The following is a 14,438-nucleotide window of genomic DNA, read 5'->3' as shown; positions in this document are numbered from 1 at the left end:
CTCGTTATTCGGCGGCGATGTGGGTGACGCGGACGGCCGGGGCTTTTTTGCGGAAGTCTTCCGGGAAGTGCTTCACCGCGCTGCGCACCGGATAGGGCGTCATGCCACCCATGGCGCAGAGCGAGCCGTCCACCATCACGTCGCAAAGGTCGGCGAGCAGTTCGAGGTTCGCATCGACGTTCTTGCCGGCGATGATCTTGTCCAGCGTCTCCATCCCGCGGGTCGAGCCGATGCGGCAGGGGGTGCATTTGCCGCAGGATTCCGCCACGCAGAATTCCATGGCGAAGCGCGCCTGCTGGGCCATGTCGACGCTGTCGTCGAAGACGACGATGCCGCCGTGGCCGACCATCGCGTCCTGCGCCGCGAAGGCCTCGTAATCCTTGGGCAGGTCGAACTGCGAGGGCGGGAGGTAGGCGCCGAGCGGACCGCCGACCTGCACCGCGCGGATCGGCCGGCCGGTGATGGTGCCGCCGCCATACTCGTACAGCAGCTCGTGCAGGGTGATGCCGAAGGCCTTCTCGACGATGCCGCCATTCTTGATGTTGCCGGCGAGCTGGAAGGGCAGCGTGCCGCGCGACCGGCCGACGCCAAAATCGCGGTAATACTCGCCGCCCTTGTCGAGGATGATCGGCACCGAGCAGAGCGACAGCACGTTGTTGACCACCGTCGGCTTGCCGAACAGGCCTTCCAGCGCCGGCAGCGGCGGCTTGGCGCGGACCATGCCGCGCTTGCCCTCCAGGCTTTCCAGCATCGCGGTTTCCTCGCCGCAGATGTAGGCGCCGGCGCCGACGCGGACGTCGAGGTGGAAGCTGCGGTCGGTGCCGTGGATGTTGTCGCCGAGCCAGCCCTCGTCATAGGCCAGCTTGATGGCATGGCGCAGGGTCGCGGTGGCGTGCGGGTATTCCGACCGCATGTAGACGTAGCCTGAGGTTGCCCCCACCGCGATGGCGGCGATGGTCATGCCCTCGATCAGACAGAAGGGATCGCCTTCGATGATCATGCGGTCGGCGAAGGTGCCGCTGTCGCCCTCATCGGCATTGCAGCAGACGAACTTCTCGTCCGCCTTGGCCTGCATCACCGTGTTCCACTTGATGCCGGTGGGGAAGCCGGCGCCGCCACGGCCGCGCAGGCCGCTGTCGGTCACCACCTGGACGATCTCCGCCTGGGACATCGCCAGCGCGTTCTCAAGGCCCCGGAAACCGCCATGGGCGCGGTAGTCCTCGACCGACAGCGGATCAATGATGCCGCAGCGGGCGAAGGTCAGCCGCTCCTGGTTCTTGAAATAGGGGATTTCCTCGGTCAGGCCGTGGCCCAGCGCGTGCTCACCCCCGGTCAGGAAGCCGGCGTCGAACAGGCCGGGCACGTCGGTCGGGGTGACCGGGCCGTAGGCCACGCGGCCTTCCGGAGTTTCGACTTCGACCAGCGGTTCCAGGTAGAGCATGCCGCGCGAGCCGTTGCGGACGATGCGCAACGGCAGGTCGCGCTTGGTGGCCTCGGTCCGGATAGCGGCGGCCACGGCGTCGGCGCCGACCGAGAGGGCGGCGGAGTCGCGCGGGACGAAGACGGTGATCAGATGGCCGCTCATTGCGCGTGACCCTTGTGGCTGAGGGCGCGGGGAATCTGCTGGTGAGCCTGCGGGTTGGTCCGCGTCTCGGCCGCCAGTTCGTCGAAGCGGTCGGGCGAGACCCGGCCGTGCAGGTTCTCGTCGATCATGACGGCGGGCGAGAGGGCGCAGTTGCCGAGGCAGAAGACCGGTTCCAGGGTGAAGGCGCCGTCGGCGGTGGTGCCGTGGAAATCGACCTGCAGGCTCTTCTTGATGTGGTCGACCAGCGCGTTGGCGCCCATCGACTGGCAGGCCTCGGCCCGGCAGACCTTGATGATGTGGCGGCCGGGCTTTTCGCGGCGGAATTCGTGGTAGAAGGAGACGACGCCATGCACGTCGGCGCGCGAGAGGTTCAGCTCCGTCGCCAGAAGGGGGATGGCCTGTTCGTCGATATAGCCGAACTCTTCCTGCAGCGCGTGAAGGATCGGCAGCAGGGCGCCGCGCAGATGCCGATTGCTTTCGACAATCGTCATGGCGCGCTCAGCGCTCCACGGATGGCTTGCGTTCACGGGTGTCCCTCCTTGCGATCGTCCGCGCCGCACTTGAGGTCGGCGTCGTTCTGGCTTGGCTCTGTTGGCTTTTTCCAGGCGTCTCTCAGCGCCCGGCACCGTCAGAGTGTCGGAGGATACGGTATGCCAGCAAATTGTATTTTCCGATGGGCTGATAGCTTTTGGCTATCAGGAACGGCCCGTCAGCGGATCGCCACCCGCCAGGGGATCATCGCCTCGGCGACGCTGATCGCGATCCGGTGGGCGATGTCGGCGTCGGATGCCGCCACCGCCAGAGCCCTGGCCAGCGGCGGCGGCGGGTCGCGGTCGGCATAGGCGAGGCCGACGACGTGGCTCAGTTCCGGATCGACCAGCGGCAGGGCGATGATGTCGGCATTCGGCGGGACGACGGTCAGCAGCTGGCCGGGGACGATGCTGGCGCAGGTGCCGGTGCGCACGATGATGTAGAGGCTGACGATGGAGTTGGTCTCCATCGCCGCCTGCACCGTCCGCCCGGTCATGCGAAAGGCGGTGTCGGCGATGCGGCGGTTCTGCATGTCGGGCGTCAGCAGGCAGAGCCGCAGGTCGGCGGCCTTTTCCCAGGCGACCGCCCCCTGCGCGACCAGCTCCTCCGGCAACTCGTCGCGCCGCGCCAGCAGGTAATAGCGCTCGGTGTAGAGCGGCAGGGTGCGGACGTTGTTCAGCGGTTCGTTGTCGAGATAGGTGATGGCGGCGTCGAGTTCGAATTCGTCGAGACCGCGCTGGATCTCGCGCGAACTAAGCGAGACGATGCTGGAGCGGATGTGCGGGAAGCGCGTGGCGAAGGGCGTCAGCACATGCGGCACCGCCGGCAGAGCCGTGGGAATGGCGCCGAGCCGCAGATGGCCGGTGACGCCCTGGGCCAGGGCCAGCAGCTCGTGGCGCAGGTTGTCGCGCTCGCCGACGATGCGGCGGGCATATTCCAGCACCTTCATCCCCTCGGGCGTGAAGCCTTCGAACTTCTGGCCGCGCTCGACGATGGGGACCTGAAGCTCCTCCTCCAGCTGGCGGATGGCGTTGGAGAGGGTGGGCTGCGAGACGTGGCAGCTTTCCGCCGCACGGCCGAAATGCTTTTCGCGCGACAGAGCCAGCAGATAGACGAACTTGCGGAACATGCTCAGGCCGCCGGGTCGAAGGGCGGCACCGGCAGGCCCGGAACCTCCACCGCCATGGCGAACAGGCCGCCGGACTGCTGGAAGCGCTCCAGCTCGTCGGCCGGGCGGCCGGCGCTGGCGGTGGTGACGTAGAGCGTGCGCAGGTCGGGACCGCCGAAGGCGACCATGGTCGGGCAGCGCGCCGGCAGCGGGTGTTCCGACAGCAGGCGGCCATCGGGGGAGAAGCGCGCGACCCGCCCGCCCTCATAGAGCGCCGTCCAATAGCAGCCCTCCGCATCCACCGCCGCGCCGTCCGGCCGGCCGCGGTCGCCCTCCTTCGGCTCCAGCCGGATGAAGACCTCGCCGTCGGAGATCGCGCCGGTGGCCGGGTCGTAGCGGTAGCGGCGGACGGTGAAGGTCGGCGTGTCGGCGTGGTAGAGCGTCCGCCCGTCCGGGCTGAAGGCGAGGCCGTTGGAGGTCAGCAGCCCGCCGGCCAGCACCGCCAGCCCGCGCCGGTCATAGCGGTAGAGATGCGCCTTGCCGCCGGCCTTCGGCTCGTCCAGCGTGCCGGCGAGATAGCGGCCGGCGGGATCGGTCTTGCCGTCGTTGAAGCGGCTGGCGCCCTGGTCCTCCGGATTGGCGGCGAGACGGGTCACCGGCCGCCCCTCCCCGTCCAGCTGCCACAGGCCGGAGCGCAGGCCGGCGATGAAGCCGCCGCCCTTGCGCGGGGCGACGCAGCCGATCTCCTCCGGCAATTGGGTAACGCGGTTGGCGCCGGTGGCGGGATCGAAGCGGTTCAGCGCCCGGCCCTTGATGTCGACCCAATAGAGCGCCTGTTCGTCCACCGACCAGACCGGCCCCTCCCCCAGCTTGGCACGGGCGTCGAGCACGCAGGTGAAGGCGGTCATCGCGTGATCCTCACTGTTCCAACGGACCCGCAGGGTCGGACAGATCGGCCGCCCGATCAAGCCCGCCGGTGGGGGCGCCGGTGGGCGGCGGGATGGAACAGCGTGGAACAGGATCCGGCGGATGTTCCATCGGCCGGCGGGGCCGCTACCGGCGCGGGGAGAAGGGACCGGCGGCGCGGCGGCTGACCGGGCCGGGGGTGAGGTTGGGGTAAGGCTCATGCTGGTTGACGGTCCAGGGGAAGACGCCCTGGGGCCCCTCACCCTCCGGCCGGGCCAGGATGGCGGCGACGGCGCGCGGGTCGGGCGGCATGCGCTCGCGCAACGCGCCGGGGAGGTCGTCGTCCAGTTCGGGGACGGTGACGGCGGGGGGATCCTCAGGTTTGGGAGCGGGTTTGGCGGCGGGCTGAGGATCGGGCCGGGGGTCGGCTTGCGGGGCTTGCCGCTTGGGTGCGGCCATGTCGAGGCCGGCGAAGAGGCCGAGCCGTTCGGCCAGCCAGCGCACCGTCGCCGGATCGCCGGAGGAGACCAGCCGCTCGATCTGCTCGGCGACCAGGATGCGCAGCGAGGACAGGCGCAGCTCGGCCTCGCGGTTCAACGCCTGCCGTTCCCACCACACCCTGTGACGGAAATCCTTGGAGCCGTAATAGGCGCGCCACAGCGTGGTGCGGCTGCAGCCCATGGCGCGGGAGACATGGAGGAAGCTGCTGCCGCGCGCCAGCATGCCGGCGGCCATGATCCATTGCTCCTCGTGGAACTGCGACCCAGGGACCAGCGAGCCTTCGGCGGGCACCGGCGGCTCCTCGGCCCAGCAGGGGAAACGGTCACCAAGAGCGTTGGGGGCGAGGGTGCGGCTGTCGAGGGGCATGGGGTGGCTCCGCGAATGAGTGGGCATTGCGGAGAGGGTATGGGATTTTTGTCCTGTAGTGGGGAGATTTTGGGAAAAGGGGGGTGGGCGGAGATGAGAATGACAGCTTGTGGTTCAAAACAGACATCATGAAGAGTCAAATGCCAAGATCAAGCTTGGATTCCCTTTTTCATTGATACATGATAATAAGAATCATCCATCGGTAGGCGAATTATAGACAATATGCCTCCGCCGTTGCGCAGGCACGATCGGGACGAAAATTATGAAAATATATTCTGTAGAGGTTGAAAACTTCCGAGGCATTCGTTCCGCGAAGCTAGTCTTGCCTAGCCATGCGGTTATCATTGGGGATAACAACACTGGAAAATCTTCACTGCTAGAAGCGATTGACCTTGTCCTCGGCCCGGATCGATTGAATCGACGTCCGCCAATCGACGAACACGATTTTTATCAAGGTAAATATCTCGCAGTTCCCGCCGAAGGCGCAACGCCCACCGAAGCGCCCAAGATCATTATCAAACTGACAATCATTGACTTGTCAATCGAGCAAAAAGCCCGATTTGGCGACTATGTAGAGTGGCTGAAAACAGGAACGGGCGATTTTTATGATGACCCAAATCCGAATGGAGTAGATGCGGCCGATATCGCTGCGGCGCTGCGCGTAACATTTATAGGCGCTTATGATTCCGAAGAAGATGATTTTGAGGGCGCAACCTACTTTAGCCGCAGCATCGTAGAATCAGACACACCAACCATATTCTCAAAGAAGGACAAGCAGCACTGCGGCTTCCTTTTTTTACGATCACTGCGCACAGGATCCCGAGCGCTAAGCCTCGAGCATGGCAGTCTACTTGACTTGATACTTCGTCTAAAAGAAATCCGCCCGCAGATGTGGGAGGATACGATTTCTACGCTTTCTGGTTTGGACGTGGCGAGCGATCCGAAGTTAGGCATTTCGGGTGTGCTCGACAGCATCAACAAGTCGCTAAAAAAGTATGTGCCTCGAGAATGGGGAATGAAGCCACATCTCAAGGTATCAAGCTTAACACGAGAACATCTTCGCAAGGTAGTAACTGCGTTCATTGTTACAGGCAACGGCGATCATGCCGCTCCGTTCTTTCGACAAGGGACAGGCACGATTAACATGCTGGTATTAGCAATGCTTTCCCAAATTGCCGAAGACAAGCAGAACGTAATATTTGCCATGGAGGAAGTGGAGACGGCAATTCCGCCGTATGCGCAAAAGCGCATTGTTCATGAACTCCGCAAACTTTCAGCTCAGTCGATTTTTACCTCGCACTCGCCTTACGTGCTGGAGGAATTCAGTCTCGATGAAACAGTCATCCTTTCGCGGTCAGACGACGGCGTACTAAGACAAGGAAAGGTCACACTTCCGGAAAGTGTGAAGCATAAACGCTATCGGCAAGAATTCCGGACGCGATTTTGCGAGGGGCTTCTGTCACGACGCGTACTGATCGCCGAAGGTGCGACAGAAGCAACTTCTTTCCCGATTGCCGCTCGAAGATTAGCAGAGCTGAATCCTGCTACCTATGCATCACTTGAAGCGCTAGGTATCTGTGTGATTAATGCAGGAACAGAAAGCCAGATTGCGGACCTCGCCAGTCTCTACAGGAGTCTTGGCAAGAGAATTTTTGCACTCTGCGATAAGCAAACAGATGCAGCAAAAGCTGCTATTGAAAATCAAGTTGAACAACTTTTTATGCACGGGGAAAAAGGCATTGAAAATCTTGTTCTCAAGAATACAACCCAAGAGGCCTTAGAACGTTTTGCTGATAGTCTCGAGTGGCCACCGCATCTTATAGAAAAATATCCGGTTCCGAAATCACAGGCAATTGCCGCGCTGACCGATTATTTTGGGTGGTCGAAGGGAAACTGGGGCATTGCTGACTTCATAGCTCAATGTAGTGAAGACGAAATACCAGAGTGACTGCGCGAATCCTGCGCGACACTGAAGGTTCTGTGTGATCCGCCACCTCCTCCGCCTCCGGTTGCAGAACCAACATTGGAGTTGACTGAGGCGGTCTCATAGCTGGAGGTGAGAATGGTGGATCTAACTGACGCACAAATAGATGTCATTCGCACCAATGGCCACCAACTCGTAACGGGTGGCCCTGGTTCGGGCAAGACAACTGTCTCTATCCTGAAAGCTGCGAAGATTGCACAAGAAAATCTAGGTCCAGAACAACGGATTCTCTTTTTGAGTTTTGCGCGTGCGACGGTTTCACGCGTGCTAGAGGCAATCGACGAGGAACGCCAGATCACACCACAAGAAAAGAAGCGTATTGAAGTCGACACCTATCACTCATTCTTCTGGAGAATTTTAAAGACGCATGGCTACCTCATTGGCTTCCCTCGACGAATATCAATTCTAACCCCGCCGAATGAAGCGATTGCATTGTCGGGCATTCGTAGTGAGTATAAGTCAGAGAAAAAACTCTCCGAAGAGGAAAGGGCCGAAAAGCGAGGGCGCGAAGAAGCCGAGCGTATTCGGCTAGCGACGCAGGAGGGAAAGGTTTGCTTTGATCTTTTTGCCGGCTGTGTGGGTGCTCTTCTGCACGGATCTCGGAATGTGCGAAACTTGGTCTCGATAATGTATCCCTTTATCATTCTCGATGAATTCCAAGACACGAGCGCCCATCAGTGGTCAGTTGTGCAGGCTTTAGGGATGGGGAGCACACTAATAGCGCTCGCCGATCCAGACCAACGCATCTTCGATTTTATCGGAGCTGATCCTAAGCGCCTAGATCATTTCAAGGCAGCCTTCAATCCAACGGTTCACGATCTCGCCAGCGATAATCATCGTAGCAAAGGCACAGAAATAGCGTTGTTCGGCAATGATATTCTTGCCGGGAAGTTTCGCCAGAATATTTATCAAGGAGTCGAATTCAAGATCTTTGAATCAAACCCGAACCAAGCATTCGCGACTTTGGTAACGCAGGTGCTGCAGGCTCGAAAGCGCCTAATTGATAGCGGTAATAAAGATTGGTCTATCGCTATCCTTGTTCCAACAAAACGGATGACACGTATTGTATCTGACGTTCTTCGAGAGCCATATGGCTCTTTACCGGCGATCAACCATACGGCTGCTGTCGATATGGAAGGGCCAATACTTGCCGCAGAGATTATCGCATTCCTGCTAGAACAAGGCACCGACACCAATTTCTTTAATGAATTTATTCATCTTCTTTGCAGCTATTTCCACGGGCGAGGTGGCGCTGTTCCGACTAAGGGAGATATGAATGAGGCAACTCGATTCCAAGCTGCACTGGCGAAGTGGAACGAATGCAGAACTCTAGAAAGGCCGACGCCCGCTAATAGTGTGCTGAAAACAACCTTTGCAGTTTACACAGCGGCAACATCATTAACGTTAACGGGCGATCCCGACAATGACTGGATGGCGGTACGGAGGGTTCTTGAAACCGGTACCTGTTCCCGTCTGAAAGACGTTGCAAATGACGTGCGGAACGTCCGTTTGCTCCAACGGGGAACCGTGCTTCGACAGAGCTTGGCCCAGAATTGGCGTGACTATGGCAAATATCATGATGCACTAGCGATAACTCGGCAGTCTTTTTTGCAGGAACATTTTGCTGCGGCGCACAAACCGGAATCTGGTGTTGTCGTAATGAACATGCACAAGGCCAAAGGAAAGCAGTTTGATGAGGTCATTATTTTTGAAGGCTGGCCTAAGCGTGCTAGAGGAGAAATTGTTGCCAATCCCGATCGGATCGTAACTGCCAATTCTCAAGTCGGTTCAATGAGTCACGCGCGCCAAAACTTTCGAGTAAGCATTACACGCGCAAAATCTCGCACCACGATACTTACCCCACGGGATGATATCTGCGTACTACTAACAGCAAGCGTCTGCTAAGAGTGCCAGTACACCCAATTTCCCAATGAGTTTTCTTCCCCAAACAAAATCCGCTCCCGGCTCAAAGCAAACCTCACCGACAGTTCACCATTTGGCAAATTCCCTGTCACCCGCAGAGGTTTATTCCCCAGCCGCTACCCCATCGCCTCCACCGCCCTCCGCGACGCGACGCAGCGGGTGACTTCGGTCAGCAGTTGCACGCGGTCGATGGGCTTCGGCACATGGCAGTCCATGCCAGCCTCGTAGCATTGGGCGATGTCGTCCGGGAAGGTGTTGGCGGTCAGCGCCACGATGGCGACGCGGGACTCCGGGCCGGGCATGGCGCGGATGGCCCGCGTCGCCTCCAGGCCGTTCATCACCGGCATGTTGATGTCCATCAGGATGGCGTCGAACCGCTCGCGGCCAACCGCCTCCACCGCCTGGGCGCCGTCCGCCACCGCCGCGACGCTGTGGCCGGCCTGTTTCAGCAGGGTGACGGCCAGAAGGCGGTTCATCTCCACATCCTCCACCACCAGGATGCGCAGGGACTCCGTCGCCGGGGCCGCCGGGGCCGCCGGGGCCGCCGGGGCCGCGGGTGACGGCGTGGGCGGGGGCGGCTCGGCTGCCGACTGGGGGGCCGAGCGGGTGGCCGATCCGGCGGGCGGCTCCGCCGGCAACTCCGGGGCCGGCGCCGGGGACGGGATGGAGGACGGGAGGGCGGCGGGCGGGGGCGGCGGGCGCAGGCGGTCCAGGCGCTCGCGCAGCTCCGCCGGGTCATAGGGCTTGGCGATCAGGTCGTAGCCGCCCATCGCCACGTCGTCGGCCACCACCGCATGGGCGGCGAAGCCGGAGGCCAGCAGGACCGGCAGGTCGGGGCGCAGGCGCCGCGCCTCGCGCGCCAGCTCGGCGCCGTTCATGCCCGGCGGCATCACGATGTCGCTGAACAGCAGGTCCAGCGGCTCCGGCCCGCGCAGCACCAGCAGGGCCTCGCCGGCCCCCGACGCGGCGGTCACCCGGTGGCCCCAGCTGCGCAGCAGGGCGCAGCCGTGCTCCCGGATGTTGTGGTCGTCCTCCACCATCAGGATCGACAGGCTGGGCCGGGGGGCGGGACGCTGGGCGGCGGGCAGAGGGGCGCCGGCAGGCGGGGGGGCGCCCTCGGGGGCCGCGCGGGCGGGCGGGAAATGGATGGTGACGGTGGTGCCCTGCCCCACCCGGCTGGCCAGGGTCAGCGTGCCGCCATGCAGCTCCACCAGACGGCGGGTCAGCGGCAGGCCGAGACCGGCGCCCTCGGTCTGGCGGTTCTCCGGGCTGGCGACGCGGGCGTAGGCCAGCAGGACGCGGCCCAGATCCTGTTCGGGGATGCCGACGCCGTTGTCGCGCACCTCCAGCAGCAGGCCGCCGTCCGGGGCCGGGGCGGCGGTCAGCGACACCGTGCCGCCGGAGGGGGTGTATTTCACCGCGTTCGACAGCAGGTTCAGCAGGATCTGGCGGATGCGGCGCTCGTCGCCGCGCATGTGGCGGGCGGCGGGCTCCACACTTGCCGAGAGGGCGATGCCGGCGCGGGCGGCGCGCGGGGTCAGCAGGCGGATGGCGAAGGTGGCGGCGGCGTCGAGGTCGACCGGATCGTCGTCAAGGGTCAGCTGGCCGGATTCGGCGCGGACATGGTCGAGGATCTCGTTGATCAGCTCCAGCAGATGCTGGCCGCTGTCGCGGATGTTGACGGCGAAGTCGCGGTAATGGGCGGTGCCGACCGGCCCCTCCGACTCCCGCGCGATCAGGTCGGCGAAGCCGATGACGGCGTTCATCGGCGTGCGCAGCTCGTGGCTCAGGCTCGCCAGGAACTCGGTCTTGCTGCGGCTGGCCGATTCGGCGGCGTGGCGGGCGTCCTGAAGTTCGGCCTCCATGATCTTGCGGGCGGTGACGTCGCGCTCGACGCTGACGTAATCCTGCGGGGCGCCCCAGTCGTCGGTGACCAGCCGCACCGCCGCCTCGATCCACACCCAGCGGCCATCGGCATGGCGCAGGCGATAAGTGGTCTTCAGGGTCGGGCGGTCGGGGGTCAGGCGGGCGAGGCCGGCGGCGAGGGCGTCGCGGTCGTCGGGGTGAACGCGCTCCACCAGCGGGCGGCCGATCAGCTCGGCCGGCGGGCTGCCCAGGCTGTCGCGCGTCGCCTCCGAACAGAAACGGCGCACGCCGTCCAGGCCGATGCGGCCGATGATGTCGGTGACGCTGCGGGCCAGCAGGCGATAGCGCGCCTCGCTGGCGCGGATCGCGCGTTCGGCCTCGTGGCGGCGGGTGATGTCGCGGGCGCCGACCGACAGCATGACGATGGCGCCGCTCTCGTCGCGGATCGGCACCTGCGACACCTCCCACCAGCGGGTGACGCCGTTGTGGGTGTGCTGCTCCTCGAAGCGGGTGGGGGCGCCGGCGTCGATGCAGGATTGCAGGTCGGCCATCACCTTGGCGGCGAGGTCCGGCGGCAGCAGGCGGTCGAGCGGCTGGCCCTCCGCCTGCTGGGCGCGGTCGCCCATCATGGCAAGGGCGGCGGCGTTGGCGCAGTGCAGGGTGAAGCTGCCGTCGGGGTTGACGCGGACGATGGCGAGGCTGTCGGCGGAGCTGTCGAAGACGGCGCGGAACAGGGCGGCGCTCTCGGTCAGCGCGTCCTCGTCGGTGATGCGGCGGTGCTCCCGCGCCAGCATGGTGCCGAGCAGGCCGATACCCAGCGTGGTGAAGGCGACCAGCGGCAGCGCCGCCTCCTCCATCACCCGCATGGCGAGGTCGAGGTCGGGCAGCAGCAGGAAGGCCAGCAGGGTCAGCGGCGTCATCGCCAGACCGAACAGCGACAGGAGGCCGAAGCCGAGGGCGCCCTTCCCCCTTCCCTGGCCGCTTCCGCCCTGCCCGGCGGCGCGGCGCTCCATCGGACGGGCCAGCAGCGGCGCGGCCAGCGCGGTCAGCAGGATGCCGCCGAGGCCGGACAGCGCGCCGACGCCGCCCAGCCACAGCCGCACCGCGCCGGCGATGGCGGCCGACAGCAGGGCCGCCGGCAGGCCGCCGAACAGCCCGGCCAGCCCGACCATCGCGTTGCGCAGGTCGATCAGCACCCCACCCGCCACCGGATAGGCGTCCAGCATCGAAATGGCGGCGGCCGCGCCGAACAGCAGGCCGGAGAGGAGCGCGAAGGCACGGCGTCGGCGGGCGCCGAACCGGCGCAGCACATGGCGGTAGGCCAGCAGAACCAGCGCCAGCAGGCCGACGCCGTGCGTCAGGGCGATGACGATGCCCGTTCCCATGCTTCCGCCCTCCCCCGCGCCCGCAAAGCTTGACGCGAACTTTTACACAGGCAATCAAACAAGAAGAAGAAACGATTCGAAACAGTCATACCGCCTTTTTTCCTACTACTACCGATGATGGTGGCTTGACCGGCGGCGTTACGTGGATGTCGTGTTTGCCCGGCGGTTCGGCTAGGATGGCCCGGCGAGTTGTTCGTGGTCGTCTTGTTCTCGGTGGCTTCGGCATGTTCTTGAAGATCTTCTCACGGAGCCTGGTCGCCCGAACGACGGCATCGGCGGTGTTGCTGGTGTCGGTGCTGGTCGCCGTGCCGATGATCGTGCTGATCCAGGCCGATGTGCGGAACACCCGCGCCGAGCTGGCCATCCGGGCGGAGATGGCGACCCGCATCGTGCTGGAAGATGTGACCAACGCCCTGTGGGACCTCGACCCCGAAGAGGCGGCGACGGCGCTGAACCCGCTGCGCTCGATCGACAGCTTCGCCGAGGCGGTGATCCTGGGCACCCATGGCGAACGCTTCGCCGTCTACCGCAAGCCGGGCACCACCATCGGTGCGGAGGACGCCGCCACCGTGGCGGCGGTGCCGCTGACCCACCAGGACCGCGGCGGCGGCACCCGCAGCATCGGCACCCTGCTGGTCAGGCTGGACACCGGGCCGACCGACGACGCCATCCGCCACCATGTGCTGGTGCTGGGCGGGATCGGCGCCGTGACGCTTCTGCTGGTGGTGCTGGGCGTGATCTGGGCGACGCGCGGCATGACGCTGCCTATCGCCGGCATGACCCGCGCCATGGACGATCTGGCGGCCGGCGACGTGACGGTGACCGTGCCGGTGCGCCACCGCGACGACGAGATCGGCCGCATGGCCAGGGCGCTCGGCACCTTTCGCCAGAACGCCATCGATCTGCGCGCCGCCAAGGAGCGGGCGGAGCAGGCGGTCGCGTCGAAGGCCAAGTTCATGGCCGCCGCCAGCCACGACCTGCGCCAGCCGGCCCAGTCGCTGCTGATGCTGACCGCCATGCTGCGCGCCACCGCCCCCGATCCGAAGGTGGAGGATTCCGCGCGCAAGATCGAACAGGTGGTGATGACGCTGAAGCAGCTGCTCGACGAGCTGCTGGAGGTGTCGCGGCTGGATGCCGGCGGCGTCACCGCCAACAAGGCGGTGCACGAGGTCGCCGACCTGTTCGAGGCGCTGGATTCGCAATATGGCCCGGTCGCCCGCGGCAAGGGACTGGCCTTCGCCGTGCCGCAACACCGCGCGGCGGTGCTGACCGACCGGGTGCTGCTGCTGCGGCTGCTGGGCAACCTGATCGACAACGCGATCCGCTACACGAATTCCGGACAGGTGCAGGTCGCCTGCCTGGAATCCGGCGGCTGCCTGATCGTCGAGGTGCGCGACACCGGCATCGGCATTCCCGCGGACCGGCTGGACGCCATCTGGGAGGAGTTCCACCAGATCGGCAACCCGGAGCGCAACCGCGACAACGGCATCGGGCTCGGCCTGTCGATCGTCCAGCGGCTGGCCACGGTGCTGGACCACCCGGTCAAGGTGCGTTCCACGCCGGGGAAGGGCTCGGTCTTCTCGGTCACCGTGCCGCTGGCGCCGGTGGAGCGGGCCCTTGCGGATGGGACGGCGGACGAGCCGGTGTCCCCTGCCCTGTCCCTCGCTCCGGCTCCCGCCCCTGCCCCGGCTGCCGCCAATGGCGCGGTGGTGGCGACGCTGGCCGACGCGCCGGCGAAGGACGGCGAGATCGCGATCCTGGTGATCGACGACGACCAGTTCGTGCTGTCCGCCATTTCGATGTTCCTCACCACGGCGGGCCACCGCGTCGTCGGCGCCTCCACGGTCGCCCAGGGACTGCGCTCGGTGGAGGACGGCACCGTCCGGCCCGACGCGGTGATCGCCGATTACCACCTGTCGGCCACCGAGAATGGCCTGGACTTCATCGAGACGGTGTGGCGGCGGCTGGGGCTGCGCATTCCGGCGGTGCTGATCTCCGGACGGCTGGACGGCGCGGTGGCGGCGCGCGCGGCGGAGATGGGCGTCACCGTGGCCGCCAAACCGATCATGCCGGACCGGCTGTCGACCCTGGTGGAGCAGATGACCGCCGGGCGGCCGGCGGCGGCGCTTCCGCTCGGCACCGCCACTCCGCATAAGACCCTGAGCGAATGACGGCATCGGCCGGGAGCCGGATGTTTAGTACCAAAATTATCTCACATATCCCGCTGTGCTGTGGCACAACAATCGGGCTGCGCCCGAGGACAGTCCTGCAACCCTGTCCAAG

The 14,438-nt window shown here is 64.6% G+C and carries 9 protein-coding genes; 3 read left to right on the top strand and 6 right to left on the bottom strand.

The window, feature by feature from the left end; genetic code table 11:
- Positions 1–4: 4 nt before the first annotated feature.
- From TSH20_RS13065 to TSH20_RS13045, 5 genes are all read right to left on the bottom strand, one after another.
- On the bottom strand, positions 5–1,585 hold the full coding sequence (locus tag TSH20_RS13065; RefSeq protein ID WP_109075152.1) for an NADH-quinone oxidoreductase subunit NuoF: 1,581 nt from the start codon (positions 1,583–1,585) through the stop codon (positions 5–7).
- On the bottom strand, positions 1,582–2,112 hold the full coding sequence (locus TSH20_RS13060) for a formate dehydrogenase subunit gamma (protein WP_109075151.1): 531 nt from the start codon (positions 2,110–2,112) through the stop codon (positions 1,582–1,584). Before TSH20_RS13060 ends, TSH20_RS13065 begins: the two co-directional genes overlap by 4 nt.
- A gap of 182 nt (positions 2,113–2,294) precedes the next feature.
- On the bottom strand, positions 2,295–3,245 hold the full coding sequence (locus TSH20_RS13055; protein WP_109075150.1) for a LysR family transcriptional regulator: 951 nt from the start codon (positions 3,243–3,245) through the stop codon (positions 2,295–2,297).
- Positions 3,246–3,247: 2 nt separating this feature from the next.
- A complete protein-coding gene (locus TSH20_RS13050; protein ID WP_109075149.1) occupies positions 3,248–4,132 on the bottom strand; it encodes an SMP-30/gluconolactonase/LRE family protein in 885 nt (294 codons plus the stop codon).
- A gap of 145 nt (positions 4,133–4,277) precedes the next feature.
- Positions 4,278–4,997, bottom strand: a complete 720-nt coding sequence (locus TSH20_RS13045) for a hypothetical protein (protein WP_109075148.1) — start codon at positions 4,995–4,997, stop codon at positions 4,278–4,280.
- Positions 4,998–5,259: 262 nt separating this feature from the next.
- Here TSH20_RS13045 and TSH20_RS13040 point away from each other — a divergent pair, with 262 nt between their 5' ends.
- Positions 5,260–6,945 carry an AAA family ATPase gene (locus tag TSH20_RS13040; RefSeq protein WP_109075147.1) on the top strand — a complete coding sequence of 562 codons (1,686 nt, stop codon included), beginning with the start codon at positions 5,260–5,262 and terminating at the stop codon, positions 6,943–6,945.
- Positions 6,946–7,059: 114 nt separating this feature from the next.
- The gene (locus tag TSH20_RS13035; protein ID WP_109075146.1) at positions 7,060–8,886 is read left to right on the top strand and encodes an ATP-dependent helicase; all 1,827 of its coding nucleotides are present in this window, start codon (positions 7,060–7,062) and stop codon (positions 8,884–8,886) included.
- 134 nt (positions 8,887–9,020) lie between these two features.
- Here the strand turns inward: TSH20_RS13035 and TSH20_RS13030 are convergent, their stop codons facing one another.
- Positions 9,021–12,155, bottom strand: a complete 3,135-nt coding sequence (locus TSH20_RS13030; protein WP_109075145.1) for a response regulator — start codon at positions 12,153–12,155, stop codon at positions 9,021–9,023.
- Positions 12,156–12,379: 224 nt separating this feature from the next.
- Here TSH20_RS13030 and TSH20_RS13025 point away from each other — a divergent pair, with 224 nt between their 5' ends.
- Positions 12,380–14,326 carry an ATP-binding protein gene (locus tag TSH20_RS13025; protein WP_109075144.1) on the top strand — a complete coding sequence of 649 codons (1,947 nt, stop codon included), beginning with the start codon at positions 12,380–12,382 and terminating at the stop codon, positions 14,324–14,326.
- Positions 14,327–14,438: the final 112 nt, after the last annotated feature.

This window comes from Azospirillum sp. TSH20 (assembly GCF_003115935.1).
Classification (GTDB): domain Bacteria; phylum Pseudomonadota; class Alphaproteobacteria; order Azospirillales; family Azospirillaceae; genus Azospirillum.
The sequence above is the reverse complement of the archived record's forward strand: the minus strand, read 5'-3'. Positions and strand labels throughout refer to the sequence as shown.